The organism is Yoonia vestfoldensis (assembly GCF_002158905.1).
Taxonomy (GTDB): domain Bacteria; phylum Pseudomonadota; class Alphaproteobacteria; order Rhodobacterales; family Rhodobacteraceae; genus Yoonia; species Yoonia vestfoldensis_B.
Genome location: NZ_CP021431.1, coordinates 1993594 through 2014623 on the forward strand (window position 1 = coordinate 1993594; position 21030 = coordinate 2014623).

General features: G+C 62.4%; 19 protein-coding genes. 8 read left to right on the forward strand and 11 right to left on the reverse strand.

Going from position 1 to position 21030, the window contains the following annotated elements; all coding sequences use genetic code 11:
* Positions 1–3 precede the first annotated feature (3 nt).
* Positions 4–711, reverse strand: coding sequence for a GntR family transcriptional regulator (locus LOKVESSMR4R_RS09875; protein ID WP_087207982.1), 708 nt, complete (start codon positions 709–711; stop codon positions 4–6).
* A gap of 103 nt (positions 712–814) precedes the next feature.
* Here LOKVESSMR4R_RS09875 and LOKVESSMR4R_RS09880 point away from each other — a divergent pair, with 103 nt between their 5' ends.
* From LOKVESSMR4R_RS09880 to dctP, 6 genes are all read left to right on the forward strand, one after another.
* Positions 815–1972 (forward strand): LLM class flavin-dependent oxidoreductase, encoded by a 1158-nt coding sequence (locus tag LOKVESSMR4R_RS09880; RefSeq protein WP_087207984.1) that lies wholly within the window; start codon positions 815–817, stop codon positions 1970–1972.
* Positions 1972–2862 carry an aldo/keto reductase gene (locus LOKVESSMR4R_RS09885; RefSeq protein WP_087207986.1) on the forward strand — a complete coding sequence of 297 codons (891 nt, stop codon included), beginning with the start codon at positions 1972–1974 and terminating at the stop codon, positions 2860–2862. The genes LOKVESSMR4R_RS09880 and LOKVESSMR4R_RS09885 overlap by 1 nt, the downstream gene beginning before the upstream one ends.
* Positions 2862–3368, forward strand: a complete 507-nt coding sequence (locus tag LOKVESSMR4R_RS09890) for a flavin reductase family protein (RefSeq protein ID WP_087207988.1) — start codon at positions 2862–2864, stop codon at positions 3366–3368. Before LOKVESSMR4R_RS09885 ends, LOKVESSMR4R_RS09890 begins: the two co-directional genes overlap by 1 nt.
* Before the next feature lie 77 nt (positions 3369–3445).
* On the forward strand, positions 3446–4042 hold the full coding sequence (locus tag LOKVESSMR4R_RS09895) for a TRAP transporter small permease (protein WP_087207991.1): 597 nt from the start codon (positions 3446–3448) through the stop codon (positions 4040–4042).
* Positions 4042–5610: a TRAP transporter large permease gene (locus LOKVESSMR4R_RS09900; protein ID WP_087207993.1), complete on the forward strand. Its 1569-nt coding sequence runs from the start codon at positions 4042–4044 to the stop codon at positions 5608–5610. Before LOKVESSMR4R_RS09895 ends, LOKVESSMR4R_RS09900 begins: the two co-directional genes overlap by 1 nt.
* A gap of 26 nt (positions 5611–5636) precedes the next feature.
* Positions 5637–6692 carry a TRAP transporter substrate-binding protein DctP gene (gene dctP / locus LOKVESSMR4R_RS09905; RefSeq protein ID WP_087207995.1) on the forward strand — a complete coding sequence of 352 codons (1056 nt, stop codon included), beginning with the start codon at positions 5637–5639 and terminating at the stop codon, positions 6690–6692.
* A 124-nt stretch (positions 6693–6816) separates the two neighbouring features.
* On the opposite strand, the gene LOKVESSMR4R_RS09910 is transcribed toward dctP, so the two are convergent.
* The 9 genes from LOKVESSMR4R_RS09910 to xylF form a co-directional block, all read right to left on the reverse strand.
* The gene (locus LOKVESSMR4R_RS09910; RefSeq protein WP_087207997.1) at positions 6817–8529 is read right to left on the reverse strand and encodes a SulP family inorganic anion transporter; all 1713 of its coding nucleotides are present in this window, start codon (positions 8527–8529) and stop codon (positions 6817–6819) included.
* Positions 8530–8587: 58 nt separating this feature from the next.
* Positions 8588–8800 (reverse strand): YgaP family membrane protein, encoded by a 213-nt coding sequence (locus LOKVESSMR4R_RS09915; RefSeq protein ID WP_087207999.1) that lies wholly within the window; start codon positions 8798–8800, stop codon positions 8588–8590.
* 81 nt (positions 8801–8881) lie between these two features.
* On the reverse strand, positions 8882–9577 hold the full coding sequence (locus tag LOKVESSMR4R_RS09920; RefSeq protein ID WP_237331757.1) for a Crp/Fnr family transcriptional regulator: 696 nt from the start codon (positions 9575–9577) through the stop codon (positions 8882–8884).
* A gap of 19 nt (positions 9578–9596) precedes the next feature.
* Positions 9597–10784, reverse strand: a complete 1188-nt coding sequence (locus LOKVESSMR4R_RS09925; protein ID WP_087208001.1) for a glycerate kinase type-2 family protein — start codon at positions 10782–10784, stop codon at positions 9597–9599.
* A gap of 64 nt (positions 10785–10848) precedes the next feature.
* Positions 10849–12150, reverse strand: coding sequence for a xylose isomerase (gene xylA, locus LOKVESSMR4R_RS09930; protein WP_087208003.1), 1302 nt, complete (start codon positions 12148–12150; stop codon positions 10849–10851).
* A complete protein-coding gene (xylB, locus tag LOKVESSMR4R_RS09935) occupies positions 12147–13586 on the reverse strand; it encodes a xylulokinase (RefSeq protein WP_087208005.1) in 1440 nt (479 codons plus the stop codon). The genes xylA and xylB overlap by 4 nt, the downstream gene beginning before the upstream one ends.
* Complete coding sequence (locus LOKVESSMR4R_RS09940; protein ID WP_204248655.1) at positions 13586–14335, reverse strand: ATP-binding cassette domain-containing protein; 750 nt, start codon at positions 14333–14335, stop codon at positions 13586–13588. Before LOKVESSMR4R_RS09940 ends, xylB begins: the two co-directional genes overlap by 1 nt.
* Positions 14332–15627, reverse strand: coding sequence for a sugar ABC transporter permease (locus LOKVESSMR4R_RS09945; RefSeq protein WP_087212990.1), 1296 nt, complete (start codon positions 15625–15627; stop codon positions 14332–14334). The genes LOKVESSMR4R_RS09940 and LOKVESSMR4R_RS09945 overlap by 4 nt, the downstream gene beginning before the upstream one ends.
* Before the next feature lie 123 nt (positions 15628–15750).
* The gene (gene xylF / locus LOKVESSMR4R_RS09950) at positions 15751–16779 is read right to left on the reverse strand and encodes a D-xylose ABC transporter substrate-binding protein (protein WP_087208007.1); all 1029 of its coding nucleotides are present in this window, start codon (positions 16777–16779) and stop codon (positions 15751–15753) included.
* A 211-nt stretch (positions 16780–16990) separates the two neighbouring features.
* On the opposite strand from xylF, the gene LOKVESSMR4R_RS09955 reads away from it, so the two are divergent.
* Both LOKVESSMR4R_RS09955 and LOKVESSMR4R_RS09960 read left to right on the forward strand, forming a co-directional pair.
* Entirely contained in the window at positions 16991–18256 is a 1266-nt protein-coding gene (locus tag LOKVESSMR4R_RS09955) for an ROK family protein (protein ID WP_204248656.1), read from the forward strand.
* A complete protein-coding gene (locus tag LOKVESSMR4R_RS09960) occupies positions 18253–19740 on the forward strand; it encodes a CRTAC1 family protein (protein ID WP_087208009.1) in 1488 nt (495 codons plus the stop codon). The genes LOKVESSMR4R_RS09955 and LOKVESSMR4R_RS09960 overlap by 4 nt, the downstream gene beginning before the upstream one ends.
* On the opposite strand, the gene LOKVESSMR4R_RS09965 is transcribed toward LOKVESSMR4R_RS09960, so the two are convergent.
* Complete coding sequence (locus LOKVESSMR4R_RS09965) at positions 19711–21024, reverse strand: cytochrome-c peroxidase (RefSeq protein ID WP_087208011.1); 1314 nt, start codon at positions 21022–21024, stop codon at positions 19711–19713. The genes LOKVESSMR4R_RS09960 and LOKVESSMR4R_RS09965 overlap by 30 nt on opposite strands.
* Between the last annotated feature and the right edge of the window lie 6 nt (positions 21025–21030).

Sequence of the window (21030 nt, forward strand, 5' to 3'; positions counted from 1 at the left end):
CGTTCACCCTTTTCCCATGCGCGAGATATAGCGCGCCCGGTCCGCATCGAACCAAGTGCGCGAAAATTCGACAGGCACGCGGCCTGCCAGATATGAATTGCGTTCGATATAGCCCGTGACCGCACCTGCGCGCAGATGAAATTCGGGCGGCGTCCAATCGGGCAGATCGGCGACCCCGATCCGGTCCTCGGCCATTGTGATCACCAGCCCCAGCCGGTCGCGGTAAAACAGATAGAGCGATTCGCGCAGATCCGCAGGCCCGATGGTGGCCGCCTGCCCCGCGTCGAGCCAGATTTCCTCCAGCCCGATCAACACCCCGCCCAGCCAGCGCAACCGCCTGATCCGGTGGCCCTGCGGATGGGTGCCAAAAGGCGGCGCATCGGCAGGTTTGGGCAACAGATCGACCGACAAGACCTGTGCGGTGGGCAGACCGCCGCCGCGTTTCAGCTCTAGCCGAAAGAACGCATAGACCGAATCGACCGCCTCTAGGCGGCGCACATAATTGCCCGACCCTTGCACCCGTTCCAAGAGCCCCTTGGCCGCGACATCGGCCAGCGCCTTGCGCAATGTGCCGACGGCAACGCCCAAAGTCTCGGCCATCTCGCGTTCGGGGGGCAGGCGCGCGCCATCGGCCAGATGCCCGGCGGCGATTTCGCGGATCAGCATTTCGCTTAGCTGCACGAATTTCGGCAAGGCAGAATGTGTCGCCATGGCCCTGCCCCTCCCCGGCGCGGCACATAATTGATACACTATTGTTGCACATAACTCTCCATGCTACGCAAGTGCAATCAGCAAGTCCTTGGGAGGGGAATCAATGAGCGTCGTGCCCGTCACCAGCGCCGATCTTGATGCGGCAGAGGTGTCCTGGTTTTCCGCCCTGTGTTCAGATGATTACCAATTTCTGGGCGTGCCGGATGGCGATCTGCGCTCGTCCTGGGACCATTGCCGCGACATCGCGCTGACGGCCGAAGCGCAAGGGTTCCGCAACATCCTTGCGCCCTCTTCCTATCAGGTGGGTCAGGATACATTGTCTTTTGTCGCGGGCATGGCGCCCTTGACGGACAAGATCAATTTCCTCGCCGCGATCCGCTGTGGCGAGGTGCAGCCAATCATGCTGGCGCGCACCATCGCGACGCTGGATCATATGCTGCAGGGGCGGCTGACGCTGAATATCATCAGCTCTGATTTCCCCGGCGAGGTTGCCGATAGCAAATACCGCTACAAGCGCAGCCATGAAGTCGTGGAAATCCTGCGCAAATGCTGGACCCAGGACGAGGTCAGCCATGACGGCGAGATCTACCAGATCAGCAAGCTGCCCACCGACCCCGCCCGGCCCTATCAGCAAAACGGCGGCCCGCTGCTCTATTTCGGCGGCTATTCGCCCGATGCGCTGGAACTTTGCGGGGCGCAATGCGATGTCTATCTGATGTGGCCCGAGACCCGCGATGTGCTGGAACAGCGGATGAAAGACGTCCATGCCCGCGCCGCCGCCCATGGGCGCACGCTGGATTACGGGCTGCGCGTCCATATGATCGTGCGCGACACAGAGGCCGAGGCCAAGGATTACGCCGATTACATCGCCAGCAAGCTGGATGACGAATATGGCAAACTGATCCGCGACCGCGCCCATGACAGCATCAGCCTTGGGGTGGCGCATCAATCGCGCGCGCGCGAACTGGCGGATCAGTTTGGATACACCGAACCGGGGCTTTGGACGGGGATTGGCCGCGCACGGTCGGGCTGCGGTGCCGCATTAGTGGGCTCGACCGACCAGATCCTGTCCAAGATCGAGGATTACCAGAAAATGGGCATCCGCGCCTTCATCTTCTCGGGCTATCCGCATATCGCCGAGGCCGCACATTTCGGCGCGCGGGTGATGCCGCATCTGAAAACCTGCTCGCTGCCGCATGAATACGGGCGCGTGCCTTCCGCAACACCAGCCACGCCCTTGGGCACAGGACAACGCCGCTAATGCAACGTATCAAGATCACCGACGACCTGTCCTTCAGCCGCATCGTTTACGGCATGTGGCGGCTGGGCGATGATGCCGACACCAGCCCCAAACATGTCCAGACCAAGATCGAGGCCTGTCTGGCCCAAGGCATCACCACGATGGATCAGGCCGATATCTATGGCGGCTATATGGCCGAGGAAATCATGGGCAATGCGCTGCGCGCCGCCCCGGCCCTGAAAGACCAGATCGAGATCGTCAGCAAATGCGATATCGTCATCTCTGCGGGGCGCTATGCGGGTGCGGGCGTGAAATATTACGACACATCGGCCGCGCATGTGACCGCCTCGGTCGATCATTCGCTGCGGCTGATGGGGGTGGACCGGATCGACACTTTGCTGATCCACCGGCCCGATCCGCTGATGGATCACCATGCAACAGGGGCAGCGCTTGATGCGCTGGTCGCATCGGGCAAGCTGCGCAGCGTCGGCGTGTCGAATTTCAAACTGCATGATTGGACCCTGCTGCAATCGGCGATGCAGACAAAGCTGATCACCAACCAGATCGAATTGTCACTGGCGGCCCATCAAGGGTTCACCAATGGCGATGTCGCCTATCTGCAGGAACGCGACGTGCCGATCATGGCCTGGTCGCCCTTGGGCGGCGGCGCGCTGATGACGGGCACGGGACCGGTGCAGGATGCGCTGGCCGCCGTCGCCACCGAACAGAATCTGGACATGGGGGCGGTCGCCGTTGCATGGTTGCTGGCGCATCCGGCGCGGATCATGCCGGTCATGGGCACCAATGCGCTTGACCGGATCAAGGTTCTTTCTGCCGCATTGCAAGTCACGATGGACCGTGAAACCTGGTTCAAGCTCTATACCGCAGCCCTTGGCCAGGAAGTCCCCTAATGCCCCAGACATTCGACCCGCAAACCGACAGCAGCCGTTTTCGCGCGGCGCTTGGCAGCTTTACGACCGGCGTGACCATCATCACCACCGACAGCCCCGAAGGGCCGATCGGGATCGTCGCCAACAGCTTTGCCAGCGTCTCGCTCGACCCGCCGCTGGTGCTGTGGTCGCCGGCAAAATCCTCTAAACGCTTCGCACATTTCGCCGGCGCGCGGCGCTTTGCCATCCATGTCATGGCCGCCGATCAGCGCGATATCTGCACAGCGATCCTCGGCTCCAAAACCGCGATCCGCAATGTGCCGACGCATCTGTCGCATTGCGGCATGCCGATCATCGCAGGCGCGCTGGCGACATTCGAATGCAATCTTGAAACCAGCCATGATGCGGGCGACCATCTGATCATCATCGGCCGCGTCACCAAAGCCCATCACACCCAAGGCCAGCCCCTGACCTTTCATGGCGGCCAATACGGCACATTCGCAGCACAGCATCCATCTTTCGAGTAAAAATATCCCGGGGGAATTGCCCCCCAGGGGCAAGGGGGCAGAGCCCCGAAAGGCGCAACAAAACAGGGGAGGAGCCGATGTCGGTCCTGTTTGGTATCTTGTGGCCGCTCGAGCGGTTCAATACCGCCGTGCTGGCGATCGGCAAGCTGATTGCCGTGGTAGCACTTGGCGTGATGGTGGCCTTGATCCTCGGGCAGGTGTTTTTCCGCTATCTGCTGAATGCCGCGCCGAACTGGACCGAAGAGGGCGCGCGGTTCGGCATGCTCTGGATGACCGGGCTGATGGCGCCTTTGGCCTACCGGATGGGCGGGTTCGTGGCGATCGATATGCTTGAACGTGCCCTGCCCCGGATGTTGGCGGGGCTGTTGTCGCTGTTCTTGCTGGCGATCACGCTTTGGGTGCTGGTGATCGCCTGGGAAAGGGGGCTGAACAACCATCTGCTGACCCTGTCAGGGCGCGGCTGTTCCTCCTCGCTGCGCTGGCCTTTCGGGATCGAGATCGGCAAATGCGGCGCGCGGTTCCAGAATAATTACCAATATGCCTCGCTCTGGGTCGGGGTGAACCTGCTGATCGCGGTCAATATCGAATTGATGCTGCGGCAGCTGATCACGCTTTTCGGGCAAGGCGACCGGCTGCGGGCATTGCGGCAACATGATATGGCGGGGGCAGAATAATGCTGATCCTGTTCCTGCCGCTGTTTTTGATCCTGATCCTGATCGGGATGCCGGTGGTCTTTGCGCTGATGGCCTCGCCCTTTGCGATGATCATGGCCGAAGGCGATAGCCGCAATGTCGTGGCAGGGCTTTACCGCAACCTTTACAACGGGATGGATTCTTTCCCGCTGATGGCGCTGCCGTTTTTCATGCTGGCAGGCGAGATCATGAACCGGGGCGGCATCACGCTGCGGCTGGTCGAATTCGCCCAAGCCTTCATGGGCCATCTGCGCGGCGGGCTGGCGCATGTGAACATCCTGTCCTCGATGCTGTTCGCGGGCCTGTCAGGATCGGCCGTGGCCGATACATCCGCCATCGGGTCCACCATGATCCCGGCGATGGAAAAGAACGGCTATACAAGGCGTTTCGCCGCCGCGATCACGGCGGCCAGTTCGGTGATCGGGCCGATCATCCCGCCTTCGGGGATCATGATCATCTATGCCTATGTGATGGGCGAAAGCGTGGCCTCGCTGTTTCTGGCGGGGATCGTGCCGGGAATTCTGGTCGGTGTCGGGCTGATGGTCATGGTCCGGCTGATGGCCGACCGCTATGACCTGCCCAAGGCGGAACGGATCGTCAGCAAGGACCAGACGATCACGCCGGTGGAATATTGGGTCAGCTTCGTGCTGCTGCGGATCAATCTCGCGGGGCTATTGATCGCGCTTTATACGCTGATCGCGCGGCCTGTGGGGTTGGCCAGCCGCGATGACGCGGGCGATATTGTCCATGCGCTGAACCTCTGGGTGGTTTTCGTCGCCCTGCTGGTGGCGTCGCATTACCTGCTGATGGGCTATCGCAAGCGGGTCACCAGCGATTTCCGCATCGTGTGCAAAAAGGCCGTGGCCCCGCTGCAGACGCCAATCATCATTCTGGGCGGCATCCTTGTCGGCGTCTTCACCCCGACAGAGGCCTCGGCGGTCGCCGTCGCCTATGCGCTGATCGTGTCCTTCTTCGTGCTGCGATCGATGAAACTGCGCGATCTGTCAGGCGTGCTCACGCGCTCTGCCATCGCGACATCCGCGGTGCTGCTGCTGGTGGGTGCGGCGGTTGCCTTCAAGACTGTCGTGGCCTTGTCATATGCGCCGCAGATACTGTCGGATTATATCCTGTCGCTGTCCGAAAACCCGCTGATCTTGCTGTTTTTGATCAATATCCTGTTGTTCATCGTCGGCATGTTTCTGGATGCGGGTCCGGCAATCATCATTCTGGGGCCGATCCTTGGACCAATCTTCGTCGACATGGGCGTGCATCCCGTGCATTTCGCCATCATCATGAGCGTGAACCTGACCGTGGGTCTGGCCACGCCCCCGATGGGGCTGGTGCTGTTCGTGGCCTCGACCGTGTCGGGCGAGCGTGTGGAAACCATCGCCAAGGCCATCCTGCCGTTTCTGGCGGTGGAAATCCTCGTGATCTTCCTGATCACCTATATCCCCGCCATTTCGATGACGGTGCCTTACCTTGCAGGCTTTCTGGGCTGTGCCCCGGATGTCGGCTTTTCCGCCTGTATCAGCCCCGCGCCGATACAGTAATCAACAGCATCCATAGGGAGGATAAAATGCTGAAAAAACTGACCCAACTGGCCGTGACAGCCGCCGTGCTGGTGACGCCGATGGCCTTGGCCGCGCAGGATTTCACGATCCGCGCGACGGCCAATTCCAACACAGATGACGAAGATTACGACGGTCTGGTCGTGTTCAAGGATTATGTCGAGGCGGCATCGAATGGCCGCATCGCGGTGGAACTCTTCATCGGCACGCAGCTGTGCGCCACCGGCGAGGAATGCCTTGAAGGCGTCTCTGAAGGATCCATCGATGTCTATATCTCGACCTCGGGCGGGGCTGCGGGGATTTTCCCTTATGTGCAGGTGCTTGACCTGCCCTATCTGATGTCCTCCGACCGCGTGGCCGAGGCCGTGCTGCAGGGCGATTTCGTGCGCATCATGCGCGACCGCGCGCTGGAAGACAGCGGCAACACCATCCGCCTGATGACCATCGGCAATACCGGCGGCTGGCGCAACTTTGCCAATACAGAACGCCGGGTGCAGACCCCCGCCGATCTGCAAGGGCTGAAACTGCGCACCGTGGTCGCCGACCTGCCGATCCAGCTGGTCGAGGCGATGGGCGCCTCCGCCACCCCGATCCAATGGCCCGAACTGTTCACATCGCTGCAAACCGGCGTTGTCGAAGGCACCGCCAACGGCATCACCGATATCATGAACATGAAATTCCCTGATGCCGGCCTGCAATATCTGACGCTGGACGGCCATTCCTATATGGGGGCGTTGTGGTGGATGAACAACGACGCTTTCCTGGCCATGCCAGAGGATCTGCGCCGCGTCGTGGTCGATGGCTTTGCCGCCCTGCAACAGGCGACTTTCGCCTCGCCCAAGCGCAAATCCATCGCCGCCTATGAGGCGTTTCTGGCCGGTGGCGGCGACCTTTACGTGCCGACACCTGCGGAAAAGGCCCTGTTCGCCGAAGCCGCCCAGCCGGTTTATGAATGGTTCGCCGCCAACGTCCAAGGCGGCCCCGACATGCTGGCGGCCCTGCAAGAGGCCGTGGCCGAAGTCGAGGCCGAGATGGCGGCAGGATATGAAAGCGATCTGAACTGATCTTTGTCCGGACGGCGGGGTGAACCCCGCCCTACGGTGTTGTCCGGATGGCGGGGTGAACCCCGCCCTACGGTGCCAAGTTGCGTAGGTCGGGGTTATCCCCGACCTATTTTTTTACGAGCGGCTATGCCAAAACCCCCTGCACCGCGTCATATTGCGACAGGAATACCTTGCCCGTCAGCTGGTGCAGGAAATGCTGTTCGGCCAGACGGTCCATCACCGGGCCTTTCACCTCGGACAGATGCAGTTTCACATCCATCTCGCGCAGCCTTTCGTTGATCGCCTCCAGCGATTCCAGCGCGCTGAAATCGATCTCGTTGATCGCCGCGCATTGCAAGATGACGTGGCGCACGTCCTTGTCCCCCGCGACACGCGCCTGAATCCGGTCTTCCAGATAGCGGGCATTGGCGAAATAAAGGCTTTCATCCACCCGCAGCGTCACGATGCTGGGATGGGTGATGACGTCATGGCGCAGGATATTGCGGAAATGTTCGGTGCCCGGCACTTGGCCGACCTCGGCGATATGCGGCTTGGACGAGCGGTAAAGATGCAGCAGCACCGATAGCAGCACGCCTGCGGAAATCCCCACCTCGACGCCCAAGGCCAAGGTCAGCAGGATCGTCGTGGCAACCGCCGCGAAATCACCGCGGTTATAGGTCCAGCTGCGTTTGAGGATCGAGAAATCCACAAGGCTCAGCACCGCCACGATGATCGTCGCGGCCAAGGTCGCGGTCGGCAGGAAATAGATCAGCGGCGTCAGCGCCAGTGCCGCAATCGCCAGCCCCACAGCCGTGAACGCCCCCGCCGCCGGTGTCGCCGCCCCCGCATCGAAATTCACGACTGACCGCGAAAACCCCCCCGTCACCGGAAAGCCCCCCGTCAGCGATGCGCCGATATTGGCAGCCCCCAGACCGATCAATTCCTGATCGGGATCAATCCGCTGGCGTTTCTTGGCGGCAAGCGTTTGCGCCACGGAAATCGATTCCACGAAACCGATGATCGAGATCAGGAAGGCGGGCAGCAACAATTGTCCCAGCAAAGCGGGCGAAAAGGATGGCAGCGTGAAAGGCGGCAGGCTTTGCGGCACCTCGCCCACGATCTTGACGCCGCGCGCGTCCAGCCCCCAATACCAGACCGCCGCCGTGGTCGCCACGACCACTACGATGGGCCCAAGTTTCACCAAAAACCCCGTCAGCCCCGCGCCAAGGCCCAGCTTGGTCAGGACCGGTTTCAGCCCCTTGCGCACCCAGAACAAAAACCCCGTCGCCAGCACCCCGATCAGCGCGGTGATCCAGTTGATCCCGCCCAGATTGCTGCCCAGCGACAGCACCAATTCGGCCAGGTTATGGCCGTCGGCACTGATGCCCAGAATATGTTTCAACTGGCTGGCCGCGATGATGATCCCCGAGGCCGTGATGAACCCCGCAATCACCGGATGCGACAGGAAATTCGCCACGAACCCCAGCCGGAACAGCCCCATGGCCAGCAGGATGATCCCTGACAGCCCCGCCAGCGACAGCGCGGCCACCGCATAGCCCATCGTGCCTTGTTCGACGATATTGCTGAGTGCGGCCGCCGTCATCAGCGACACCACCGCCACCGGCCCCACGGCCAGACTGCGGCTGGTGCCGAAGACGGCATAAAGCATGATCGGCACGATCGAGGCGTAAAGCCCCGCCTCGGCCGGAAGCCCCGCCAGCAGCGCATAGGCAAGCGATTGCGGGATCAGCATGATCGTCACGATAAAGGCGGCGGTCAGGTCATTGCCAAGATCGGCACGGGAATAATCCCGCCCCCATGACAGGATGGGCAGGAAGCGGGTCAAACGGCTATTCATATTTTTTCGACCAATTGGGCCGCGTGCACAGGCGGCAAGCGGACAGGTTTATCGCAGATCAGGCCTTGCAGGTGCGCATGCCCAGAATGGTATAAAGCGGGCAAGACCGCGTTGCGGCAACCGCCAGCATCACCAAGCCTATCACGACCGATATGATCGTGGCGAGCGTGCTGTCGAACAGCGCCATGCCACTGACGAAAGGCAGCGCCAGCAAGACGATGCCCAGAATGCCACGGATCATCCGGTCCAGAGTGCCAACATTGACTGTCATTTCAAAGGCTCCTTCATATAGCTGACCCCGAACCTAGCACCGGCGCGCGGCCCCTGTCGGTGATATTGTCACAGACAGCCATCAGCCGTGATGGCGCGCCACCGCCGCAAGCCCGCTGCGATCCGCGATCATCACCGCGCCCCGCGCCTGCGCGATCCAGCCGCGCCGTTGGAATTCCTGCAATTGGCGTGACACGACTTCGCGCGCGGTGCCCAATTCGACCGCCAGTTTCTGATGGGTGGTGGCGACCCGGTCATCGCCATGCGACAATTTCAACAACTTATCCGCCAGACGGACGTCGATGCGCTGGAATGCGACCTCGTCGATCATCAAGAACAGGTCGGTGATCCGCTTGGAAAAGGCGGCAAAGACGAAATTGCGAAAGGATTTCGACTGCGCCACCAGATCGTCAAAGACATCGCGCGGCACGGCGGCGGCCTGCACATCGGTTTCGGCAATCCCGGTGGCGGCGTAATCATCATAGGCCAGCAGGCAGGCGGTGGTCAGCACGCAGCTTTCGCCCGCCTCGATCCGGTACAGCACGATTTCATGGCCGGTTTCCGAGACCTGCTGCACCCGCACCGTGCCCGACAGCAAGAACAGCATGTTTTCCGGCGATTTGCCGGGGCCAAACATCACACTGCCTGCCGGGGCTGTCACAACCGCGCTGCGCGCCAAAAGCTGGGCCTTGATGGCCGGTTCCAGCCGCGCCAGCCCGGCAAACCTGTCCAGCCAGATGCTGTCCTGCGCCATCAATCCTGCCTCGTTTTGTTGCATATCGGCCCTGTCAGAGCCATCATTCCGCCCGGATCATCACGCCCAGATCGGCGACATTGGTACCGGTGGCCCCGGTCACCAACAAAGCATCCGCCTGCGCCAAAGCGGCATGGCTGTCATTATTGGCCAGCAGCGCGTCGATATCCGTGATCCGCCCAAGGCTGTCTTGATCGACGATCCCGCCTGCGGCCTCTGTCGGCCCGTCGCGCCCGTCGCTGCCCGCTTGCAGGCAGGTCCATGCGCGCCAGCCGCGCTTTTTGGCCTCGATGGCGATGCGCAGCGCCAGTTCCTGATTGCGCCCGCCACGCCCATTGCCTTGCAGCACGACCGTCGTCTCGCCCCCCCAAAGGGTGACGCCCGGGCGCGCCTGATCGCAGATCAATTGCGCAGCCTCGGCCACGTCGCCGGTGACAGGCTCGCGGATCACAAAAGCCGGCCCCGCCGCCTGCGCCATGGCGGCCAGGCTTTGCCCGTTCGAGCCGATCAGGATATTGCGTGCCGCAGGCAGCGCGGGCGCGGGGGCCGCCTGCGCCAGATGCGCGCGCACCGCGGCGGGCAAGCGGTCCCAGAGGTCCGCATCGCGCAACATTGCCGCCGCTTGTGCCGCCGTGCCAATGGGCGGGGCGGTCGGGCCGCTGGCAATCGCGCTCAGGTCATCGCCGACGACATCGGACAGGATCAATGCGGTCATCATCTGCGGAGCGGCATGGCGCAGGAACCCGCCGCCTTTGAGATCGGACAATTGCTGGCGGATCAGGTTCATGGCGCGGATGTCCAACCCCGAGGCCAGCAGCAGATTATTCACCGCGATCTTGTCGGCCAATGTCAGCGCGCCTGCGGGGGCGGGCAGCAAGGCCGATCCACCGCCGGAAATCAGCGCCAGCACCGGGCCTGTGGCCCCGCGCAAAGCCGCGATCACCGCCTGCGCTGCCTGTGCGCCGTTCGCATCGGGGACCGGATGGCCAGCGGCATGCACCACCGCGCCATCCAGCGGCTGCGCGTTTTCGTAATTGGTCACGACGATGGTCGGCACGCCTGCAAAGCGGTGCAGCGCCGCCTGCGCCATGCCGCGGGCCGCCTTGCCAACCGCCACGATCAGCGCCGGGGCGGGCACATCCCCCAGATGCCGCGTCACAGCCGCCGCCGGATCAGCGGCCTGCACGCCCGCTGCAAAAAGCCGCCGGGCGGTGCTGTGCATATCGTTCATGTCGGACCTCTTTCGCCATCAGTAAGGTGGATCATGATCCACCTTACCCGCCGGGTTTACAAGGTCACAGGTAGCGGTTCACCAGATTTTCCAACCGTTCCTGACGGCCCGAGCGTGGCGCGGGGTTGATCCCTTCGGCCATGACCTTGGCGGTGATCGCATCCAGATCGCTGGACAAGAGCGCCTGGCCCGCCTCTGTGTCCCAGCCTGCGTAACGGGCATCGCGCGCGGCTTCGAGCTTGCCATCCTCCAGCATCGCGGCGGCGGCTTTCAGGCCCGCCGCACAGGCATCCATCCCGCCGACATGGGCCAGGATCAGATCCTCGGCATCAAGGCTCTGGCGGCGCAATTTGGCGTCGAAATTGGTGCCGCCCGTGGTGAAACCGCCCGCGCGCAGCACCTCGTAATAGGCCAGCGCCATTTCGGGCACGTTATTGGGAAACTGATCAGTGTCCCAGCCGGATTGGTAATCATTGCGGTTCATGTCGATGGACCCGAAAATCCCCAATTCCCGCGCCATCGCCAATTCATGTTCGAACGAATGGCCCGCCAGAATGGCATGGCCCTGTTCGATGTTCATCTTGACCTCGCCTTCCAGCCCGAATTCTTTCAAGAACCCGTAAACCGTGGCAACATCGTAATCATATTGATGCTTGGTCGGTTCCTGCGGCTTGGGTTCGATCAGGATCGCGCCTTTGAAGCCCATCTTGTGTTTGTAATCGACGACCATCTGCAACATCCGTCCCGCCTGCGCGCGTTCGCGGCCCATGTCGGTGTTCAGCAGGGTTTCATAGCCTTCGCGCCCGCCCCACAGGACATAGTTTTCGCCGCCCAGTTTCATGGTCGCATCCATGCAGGTCTTGATCGTGGCGGCCGAAAACGCGAACACATCAGGGTCAGGGTTCGTCGCCGCCCCCGCCATGAACCGGCGGTGCGAGAACAGATTGGCCGTGCCCCACAGCAGCTTGACGCCGGTCGCTTCCATCTTGGCCGCGAAATATTCGACGATTTCTTCCAGATTGCGGGTGTTTTCGGCAAAGCTGTTCCCTTCGGGGCGCACATCGGCGTCGTGGAAACAGAAATAGGGCACGTTCAGGATCTGGAACATCTCGAACGCGGCATCGGCCTTCATGCGCGCCGCATCCATGCTGTCGCCGAACCAGGGCCGGTCGAAAGTCTGCCCGCCGAACGGGTCGCCACCCGGCCAGGCGAAAGAATGCCAATAGGCGGCGGCGAAACGCAGGTGATCCTTCAGCGTCTTGCCCATCACGACCTCGTCGGGGTTGTAATGACGGAAAGCGAAATCATTGTCGCTGTCCGGCCCCTCATAGGTGATGGCGGGGATGCCTTTGAAGAAATCGGTCATGATAGTCCTTTCAGAGCTTTATAGCTGGCGCGATAGCGCGCATGGGCCTGCGCGAAGGCCGCGGTCAGTTTGGTATCGGGGTCGATGGTGCGGGCGATCTTGGGGGCGCTCGCCACGTCGGCCCCTGCCCCCGTTGCCGCCATCAGCCCAAGGCGGGCCGCCCCAAAGGCCCCGCCGAAATCACCCGCGACAGGCAAGGCGATGGGCAGGTCCAGCGAGGTGGCAATCGCCTGCACCCAGTAATCCGACCGCGACCCGCCGCCCACGGCAATCAGGCGGTTGATCTTGGTGCCGGTGCTGGTCAGCGCGTCATGGCAATCGCGGATCGCATGGGTGACACCTTCCAGCACGGTCCGCGCCATCGCGGCAGTATCGGTCGCATGGTCCAAATGCAAAAACGCACCACGGATGGCCGCGTCATTATGCGGCGTCCGTTCGCCGCCCAGATAGGGCAGGAACAGCGGCTTGCCGGGGGCTTGCAGCGCGCCCAGATCACCGGTCAGCGTGGCGGCGGGTTTGTCGGCAAGCTTGGCGAACCAGTTCAGCGCATCGGCGGCGGCCAAAATCACGCCCATCTGGTGCCAAGTGTCGGGCAAGGCATGGCAGAACGTATGCACGGCACTGGCGGCGTCAGGATTGTAGGCGTCGCTTGCGGCGAACAGCACACCGGACGTGCCGAGCGAGACAAACGCATCCCCCGCCTTGACCACACCCACACCCACGGCGCTGGCGGCATTGTCGCCACCACCGCCCGCGACCACGACGCCGCGCGGCAGACCCCAGCGGCTGGCCAGCGCATCGCGCAGCTGACCCGACACTTCGGACCCTTCCACCAGTCGCGGCATCTGTGCGCGGCTAAGGTTCGTGGCGGCCAGCAGATCATCCGACCAATCGCGTTTGGCGACATCCAGCCAGCTGGTGCCAGCGGCATCGGACATTTCGGCCACAGCCTCGCCGGTTAGCCAGAGCCGCAGGTAATCCTTGGGCAAGAGCACACGGGCGACACGGGCGAAAATCGCGGGTTCATGCGCCGCCACCCAAGCCAGTTTCGGCGCGGTAAAGCCCGCAAAGACGATATTGCCGGTCAGCGCGCGAAACTTTGGATCGGCGTCCAATGCGGCCGCTTCAACCGCGGACCGGGTGTCATTCCACAAGATACAGGGGCGCAGCACCTGATCGGCATCATCCAGCAAGGTCGCGCCATGCATCTGGCCCGACAGACCAATCGCCTTGACCCCCGCCAGCGATACCTGCGCGCCCAGCGCGCGCATCACGGCATCGGCGGCGTCAAGCCATGCGGCAGGCGCCTGTTCGGACCAGCCGCTTTGTGGGCGCATCACCTCTAGCGGGGCGGAAGCCTCGGCCAGAATGGCCTGATCCACGTCGATCAGAACCCCCTTTAGCCCAGAGGTCCCCAGATCAAGCCCGATATACATCAGGCTGCCTGTTTGGGGTTCTTGCCCAGAATGATCATCGACAGGATATCATCCTCGGTCACATCCTCGACCCGTTCGGTGCCGACGACCTGCCCGTTCTTCATCACGGACACACGGTCGCAAAGTTCCATCATCTCGCGGGTGTCATGGCTGATCAGGAAAATACCCAGACCTTGGGCTTTCAATTCCTTGATCAGATCGGCGACCATCTTGGTTTCATGCACGCCCAAGGCGGCGGTCGGTTCATCCATGATCAGGATCTTGGCCTTGAAATAGACCGCCCGCGCAATGGCGACCGATTGGCGCTGACCACCCGACAGGGCCGAGACAGGTTCTTTCAGCTTTTTAAAGTTCGGGTTGAGCCGCGCCATGATCTTGCGGGTTTCGGCCTCTTGCCGCCCGTCATCGACGAAACCGAAAGGCGTGGTCAATTCGCGGCCCAGAAACAGGTTTGACGCCGCATCAAGGTTATCGGCCAACGCCAGCGTCTGGTAGATCGTCTCGATATTATGGTCGCGGCTGTCGCGGGGGGATTGGATATTGGCCTTTTTGCCATCAATCCAGATCTCGCCGGAATCCATCTTATAGGCGCCCGACAGGATCTTGATCAGGGTCGATTTACCGGCACCGTTATGGCCCAAAAGACCCACGACTTCACCGGGGTAAAGATCGATACTGACGTGATCCACCGCCTTGACCCCGCCGAAGGAGATCGAGACATCTTTCATCTGCACAAGGGGTGTCATCATTTCGCTCCCGAATATTTGCGGTACTGGATGTCGATCCAGACGGCCAGGACCAGCACAAGGCCCACCACGATGTTCTGATAAGGCGCATCGACCCCGACCATCGCCATGCCCGATTGCAGCGATTGCATGATCAGCGCGCCGATGATCGCGCCATAGATCGTGCCGATCCCGCCCGCCAGCGCCGTGCCGCCAATGACAGCCGCCGCAATGACGCGCAATTCGTCCAGCGTGCCGATATCATTGGTGTGATACCCCAGCCGGGCAGAGGCGACGATACCGCCCAGCGCACATAGCATGCCGACCATGGCGAAGATTTTGACGGTCAGAAGCTTGGTATTGATCCCCGACAATTCCGCCGCATCCGGGTTGCCGCCCGTGGCAAAGATATAGCGGCCCAGACGCGTGCGCTGCGCGATCACGGTCATCACGATTGCGACGGCAATCAGCAGCAGCACCGAATAGGGGATACCATATCCCGCGGTGCAGGTTTCGGCGGCCGCACAGCCCCAGCGTTCGAATTCCCGCGCGATCACACGATCAGGGACGGCATAGGCGTTCAGCACGGCGACAAAACCAAGGATCGCGGCGATAACGACGCCGATCACCACCATTTCGGCCCAGATCGGTTTGACCGCAAAGCCATGGCCAATCTTGGTGCGGCGGGCCATCAGCAGCCCGGCGGCGGCGGCGGCGGCGGCGATCAGGCCGACAACCCAGCTCCAGAAGATGCCAAGCGTGCCGTTGATCCCGCCAAACAGCATATAGGTCTGATCCAGCGGCCCGATGGTCTGCCCGTCGGTCAGATACCAGGCGACGTTGCGCCAGATCAGCAAACCGCCCAGCGTGACGATAAAGGCGGGGATCATCTGATAGCCGACCAGATAGCCTTGGAAGGCCCCGATCAGCGCGCCGGTCAGGATGCCTGCGACAATGGTGATCCAAGGGATCATCGGATGCCCGATCTCCAGCCCGAAGATCTGCGGCAGGATCTGCGTCTGCGTGATCGCCATCACGGCGGTGGTCGTCGCCAGCAGCGCGCCCACCGACAGGTCGATATGGCGGGTGACGATGACAAACACCATGCCGGTCGCCATGATCGCCACGGATACGGTCTGGATCGACAGGTTGAAAATATTGCGCGGCGTCAGGAACCGCAGGTCCGACCAGAGATGAAACACCACCCAGATCAGCAGCAGCGCCCCGATCATTCCCAAAAGGCGGGTATCCACCTCGAGCGTTTTGAGCAGGGACCGGCGCGCAGCGGGCGCTTTGGTCGCGGTTTGATCAGACATAGCATTGCTCCATCGCAGCCAATTGCGCAGGGTCAGCGACCAATTGTTTGCTTGAATAAGAAAAGCGGGACCCTGCATCGCGGCAGGGTCCCTGAAAGGGGCGGCAGCGCCGCCACCTGCGACTTAGTTACAAGGTGCCGGGCCGTCGGTCACGCCCTGGCAGAGCGATTCAACGGTGATCCAGCCAGCGTCGGTGACATCTGTCAGATTATCCGCAGTGATCGGCAGCGGCGCAAGGAAGATGGCCATCATGTCGGTGCCCGAAGGCGAGGTCCATGTGCCGGCCCCTTCGACCGCAGCCATATCGCCGTTCGACCCGGCCAGCGCGACCGCGATCTCTGCGGCGGCGCGGCCCAGATCACGGGCGTCTTTCCAGACCGAAACCGTCTGCGTGCCAAGCGCCACACGGTTCAACGCGGCATGATCGCCGTCCTGACCCGAGACGGGAATACCTTCCATCCCCTGCGCGGTCAGCGCGGCCACAACACCGCCAGCGGTGCCGTCGTTGGACGCGACAACAGCGTCAACCGCATTGTCATTGGCGGTCAGGATCTGTTCCATGTTGCGCTGTGCATTCGCAGGCAACCAGCCATCTGTATAGGCCTCGGCCACGATGGTGATCGCGCCGCTGTCGATGGCCGATTGCAGGACTTCCTGCTGGCCGCCACGCAGGAAATCTGCGTTCGGGTCAGTGGGCGAGCCTTTGATCATGACGTAATTGCCGCTTGGCATCTGTTCCAGCACGGCGCGGGCCTGCATCCGGCCAACCTCGACGTTGTCGAAAGTCAGGTAGAACGCGCGCGGATCTTCGATCAGGCGGTCATAGGCGACGACGGGGATGCCTTCATTGGCAGCAGCTTCGACTGCTGGGCCGATGGCCGCGCTGTCTTGTGCCAGGATGATCAGCGCATCAACGCCCTGGGCGATCAGGCTTTCGACATCGGACAATTGCTTGGCCGATGACGACTGCGCATCGGCGGACACATAGGTCGCACCAGCCGCGTCAAGTGCGGCACGAATCGCGGCTTCGTCGGTCTTCCAGCGTTCTTCCTGAAAGTTGGACCAGCTGACGCCGACCGTCAGGTCCTGCGCCAAAGCGGCAGAGTTGAAGCCAGCGACGGCAATCGCGGCAGCGATAATGGATTTATGCATGTTTTCCTCCCAGAAATGCGGCCCTCATGCAGTGAGGGTGTGGGCTTACGAACCCTACGGCGTTCAAAATGCCAGATTAAATTCACTTGTCAAAATAAAAATCGCACGATTTCGGAAAAAATAGGCTTGATACAGCTGAATAATCGGGCAGTCTGTGAATACCTCGGGTTTTGGCGCGCCTATCGCCCGTTTATAATTCAAGGGTTGAACTATGTATGACGAAATAGCGGCCGATGGCGACGAATCGTCAATGGTGTCAGGCTGTGGCCCATTGTTGCCTACGGCCAGCGCCTCTGCAAAGCCTTTGCGCCAGCAGATTTTCGAACATGTGCGCGGGGCCGGCCGTGCGGCGCGCACCGATGTGACCCGCGCGCTGGGAATCAGCGCAGGATCAGCCACGACACTGACCGCAGATCTGATCGGCGCGGGCTTTCTGCGCGAGGTCGAGGGCCTGCCCCGCGAAACCGGGCGCGGCCGCCCGCCTGTCGCGCTCGAAGTGGTGTCCGAGGCCTGCCATGTCATCGGCATCAAGCTGTCGGACGAGGTGCATTCCGCCGTTCTGACCGATTTTTCCGGCCAGATGGTCGCCGATGCAAGCCTGCCCACCCCGCCCACGCGCAAAAGCCTGGATGATCTGCTGGATGAAATCGGCGTGCTGATCGCGGCGGTCCTGCAAGACAGCGGCAAGGATATCACCACGATCGCCGCCGTGGGGATCGGGCTGTCGGGGATCGTGGATCACCATACCGGCACCGTGCCCTGGTCGCCCCTGCTGGCGGACCGCGACATGGATATCGCCACCGCCTTTGGCGCGCGTTTCGGCGTGCCGCTTTATCTGGACAATGATGCCAATGTGCTGACGCTGGCGGAATTATGGTTCGGGGCGGGCCGGTCGATGACGGATTTCGCGGTGGTGACCATCGAACATGGCGTTGGCATGGGGCTGGTGCTGGACAACCGGCTGTTTCGCGGATCGCGCGGCATGGGGCTGGAACTGGGCCATACCAAGGTGCAGCTTGACGGCGCGCTGTGTCGCTGTGGCCAGCGCGGCTGTCTAGAGGCTTACCTGGCCGATTACGCCCTGGCCCGCGAGGCCGCGACCGCCCTGCACCGCAACCCGCGCAACCTGCAAAGCCCCAATGCGATGCTGGATGCGCTGTTCACGCAGGCCAAGGCCGGCAACGAGGCCGCGCGCACCATCTTTCGCCGTGCCGGGCGCTATCTGTCGGTCGGGCTGGCCAATGTGATCCAACTGTTTGATCCCGAACTGATCATCCTGTCCGGCGAACGGATGCAATATGATTACCTTTATTCCGACGAGGTGCTGGCCGAGATGCGCAAGCTGACCCTGAACCACGGGCGCGAGGCCTGCCGGATCGAGATTCACGCCTGGGGCGATCTGGTCTGGGCGCGGGGCGCATCCGCGCTGGCGCTGGCGGCGGTCACCGACAAGGTCATGGGCGAGGCGCGGGGATGATCCGTGCGCTGGTCCTGTGCCTGCTGGCCGGGCCGGTCGCGGCCGACCCGCTGTTTCAGGATCGCTCGGGCGCGCTGCCGATGCATATCTATGATGGCGGCTGGGAACATTTCGTCGGTGGCGGCGTCGCAGTTTTCGATTGTAACAACAACGGCTTGCCGGACATCTTTGCCGCAGGGGGTGAAACCCAAGCCATCCTGTTGCGCAATGGGGGTGATTTCCGGTTTACCCCCCTGCCGCTGCCTGCGCTGACCGGTGTGACAGGGGCCTATCCGATCGACATTGACGCCGATGGCGCGATGGATCTTTTCGTGATGCGCGTCGGCCCCAATATCGTGCTGCGCGGCGATGGCGCTTGCGGCTTTACCGATGCGACCGCCGATTGGGCTGTGCCTATGGGCGATCACTGGACCACCGCCTTTAGCGCCTGGTGGGACGGCGACGGCAGGCCGGTCATGGCGGTCGGCAATTACGTTGACCGCAAGAACCCCGATGGCCCGTTCGAAGCCTGCGACGCCAACCAGATCCTGACGCCCGTAACAGGCGGCTATGCCAGCGTCGATCTGACCCCCGGCTTTTGCCCGCTGTCGATCTTGGCGGCCCAGGATGCGCGCGGGCGGTTGACGCTGCGGCTGTCGAATGACCGGCATTATTACGTCCGTGGCGGGCATGAACAGATGTGGGATATCGCTGAAGGGCGGTTTCTGGGGCCGGATGATGGCTGGCAGAATGTCTCGCTTTGGGGGATGGGGATTGCCAGCCGCGATCTGACCGGCAATGGCCGCGATGATGTGATGCTGACCTCTATGGGTGATCAGCTGCTGCAATTGGCGCAAGAGGACGGCACCTATGCCAATGCGCCCTACAGCATCGGCACCTATGCCCAGCGCCCGCATACCGGCGATGACGGGCGCCCCTCGACCGGTTGGCATGCGGAATTTGCGGATGTGGACAATGACACCCGCGCCGATCTGTTCATCGCCAAAGGCAATGTCGACCAGATGCCGGGGCTGGCCATGGCCGACCCCAACAACCTGCTGATGCAGCAAGCCGATGGCCGTTTTGTCGAGGCGGGCCAGACCGCAGGTATCGCCACCACCGCGCGGTCACGCGGGGCGGCTTTGGCTGATTTCGACGGGGACGGGCGGCTGGATCTGATCGTCGTCAACCGCCGCGCGCCGCTAAAGATTTACCGCAATGTGACCAAGGACACCGGAAATTGGCTGCAAATCGCGCTGCGCCAATCGGGTGGCAACCGCAATGCGATCGGTGCAATCGTCACGGTCACCACCGACAGCGGCACACAAAGCCAGCAAAACATCATCGGCGGCGGTCATGCCGGTGGCAAGGCGCTGCCGCTGCATTTCGGTCTGGGCAAGGCGGATCGCGCGATCGTCACTGTGACATGGCCCGATGGGGCGCAAAGCAGGCATCAGGTTCAGGCGAATGCGCCCCTAACCCTCGGGCATCCGCGCGACGGCTAGACCGCTTGGCACCGCATCGGGGATGCCCAGCACGCCCGCCTGCGCATTGGGATCTGTCAGGCTGTCCAGAAAGGCCAGCAAAGCCTCCAGCCCCGCCGCATCCACATTGACCGGCGCGACTGTCACCGCCGCCGCAATCGCCGCATCATCGGCGCGCCCGCGCGTATCATCGACCGGCAGATCAGGCAGCAGCGCAAGATCGAGCGTATAAGCCTCTAGCGCTGCCACCGGATCAAGATGCGCGACCAGGAAAGCGCGCAGATCGGCATAGGCCCCCGAATGCCCATAAGGGCCGGTCAGCGCCACATTGCGCAGGCTGGGCGTGCGAAAGGCGTAAAGGTCCGCCGCATCGCCCGTGACACGGTAGCGGCCCAGATCGCTGGCATGGCTTTCGAACCGTTCCGCCTTGCCCGGCCCGATCTGTGGCACGCCCATCGCGTGAAACTGATGGTCGGTCAGGAAAGGGCCGGAATGGCAGCTGACGCAGCCCGCCGCGCCATAAAACAGCGCCATGCCGGTGGCGGCGGGTTCGGGCAAGGTGGCCTCGCCGCGCAGGACCGCGTCAAAGGGGGCATTGTCGGACCGCCATTCCAATTCCATGAAGGCCGCAACCGCGTTGGAAATATCGGTAAACCCGATCTGGTCGGGGCTGTCGATATGGTCATAAACCGCGATGAAAGCATCGCTATAGGCGGGGATATCCGCGACACGTTTGGCGATGATATCCCAAGCACCACCCTGCCCCGTGATCATGCCGCGCCGGACCGCCTGGGCCACGTCGTTTTCGCTGTAATGGCCGGCCATTTCATCCGCAGACAGCACCGGAAACATCGTCTGCGCCGAGAGAAGCGAGGCAAAACCCGCAACCATGTCGTCGGCCAGCGGCGTGCGCAGGCCACCGGGGCGGGCGGGGTCCACCTCGATCCGGCCATCATGGAACAGGACGGCAAATTCATGCGCGCCAAGATTGAACAAGGCCGGCGCATTGCGCGGGATGCGCTGTTCTGGCCGGTTGGCGGGGTCGGCCACACGGTCAGGGCCAAGCCCCGTGCCGCCATCGCCCAGACCCAGCGACAGCCCGTCACCGGTGCCAAAGGCAGGGTGATGGCAGGTCGCACAAGACACATCACGGTTGCCCGACAGGATCGGGTCATAGAACAGAAACTGGCCCAGTTCCGCCTCGGCGCGGTTGACGAGCCTGAAATCGGCATCGCTTAACGCGCGCGGCAAATCCTGCGCCGCCGCATTGCCCGCCATCACGGCAAACCCCAAAACCAGACGCATGTGATC

Bases quoted from the DNA above. Each gene is read 5' to 3' on its own strand.
- xylB (WP_087208005.1), bottom strand. From the start codon at position 13,586: ATGTATATCGGGCTTGATCTGGGGACCTCTGGGCTAAAGGGGGTTCTG.
- xylA (WP_087208003.1), bottom strand. From the start codon at position 12,150: ATGACCGATTTCTTCAAAGGCATCCCCGCCATCACCTATGAGGGGCCG.
- LOKVESSMR4R_RS09880 (WP_087207984.1), top strand. From the start codon at position 815: ATGAGCGTCGTGCCCGTCACCAGCGCCGATCTTGATGCGGCAGAGGTG.
- LOKVESSMR4R_RS09945 (WP_087212990.1), bottom strand. From the start codon at position 15,627: ATGTCTGATCAAACCGCGACCAAAGCGCCCGCTGCGCGCCGGTCCCTG.
- LOKVESSMR4R_RS09960 (WP_087208009.1), top strand. From the start codon at position 18,253: ATGATCCGTGCGCTGGTCCTGTGCCTGCTGGCCGGGCCGGTCGCGGCC.
- LOKVESSMR4R_RS09875 (WP_087207982.1), bottom strand. From the start codon at position 711: ATGGCGACACATTCTGCCTTGCCGAAATTCGTGCAGCTAAGCGAAATG.
- dctP (WP_087207995.1), top strand. From the start codon at position 5,637: ATGCTGAAAAAACTGACCCAACTGGCCGTGACAGCCGCCGTGCTGGTG.
- LOKVESSMR4R_RS09900 (WP_087207993.1), top strand. From the start codon at position 4,042: ATGCTGATCCTGTTCCTGCCGCTGTTTTTGATCCTGATCCTGATCGGG.
- LOKVESSMR4R_RS09925 (WP_087208001.1), bottom strand. From the start codon at position 10,784: ATGAACGATATGCACAGCACCGCCCGGCGGCTTTTTGCAGCGGGCGTG.
- LOKVESSMR4R_RS09965 (WP_087208011.1), bottom strand. From the start codon at position 21,024: ATGCGTCTGGTTTTGGGGTTTGCCGTGATGGCGGGCAATGCGGCGGCG.
- xylF (WP_087208007.1), bottom strand. From the start codon at position 16,779: ATGCATAAATCCATTATCGCTGCCGCGATTGCCGTCGCTGGCTTCAAC.
- LOKVESSMR4R_RS09940 (WP_204248655.1), bottom strand. From the start codon at position 14,335: ATGATGACACCCCTTGTGCAGATGAAAGATGTCTCGATCTCCTTCGGC.
- LOKVESSMR4R_RS09895 (WP_087207991.1), top strand. From the start codon at position 3,446: ATGTCGGTCCTGTTTGGTATCTTGTGGCCGCTCGAGCGGTTCAATACC.
- LOKVESSMR4R_RS09955 (WP_204248656.1), top strand. From the start codon at position 16,991: ATGTATGACGAAATAGCGGCCGATGGCGACGAATCGTCAATGGTGTCA.
- LOKVESSMR4R_RS09885 (WP_087207986.1), top strand. From the start codon at position 1,972: ATGCAACGTATCAAGATCACCGACGACCTGTCCTTCAGCCGCATCGTT.
- LOKVESSMR4R_RS09920 (WP_237331757.1), bottom strand. From the start codon at position 9,577: ATGCAACAAAACGAGGCAGGATTGATGGCGCAGGACAGCATCTGGCTG.
- LOKVESSMR4R_RS09915 (WP_087207999.1), bottom strand. From the start codon at position 8,800: ATGACAGTCAATGTTGGCACTCTGGACCGGATGATCCGTGGCATTCTG.
- LOKVESSMR4R_RS09890 (WP_087207988.1), top strand. From the start codon at position 2,862: ATGCCCCAGACATTCGACCCGCAAACCGACAGCAGCCGTTTTCGCGCG.
- LOKVESSMR4R_RS09910 (WP_087207997.1), bottom strand. From the start codon at position 8,529: ATGAATAGCCGTTTGACCCGCTTCCTGCCCATCCTGTCATGGGGGCGG.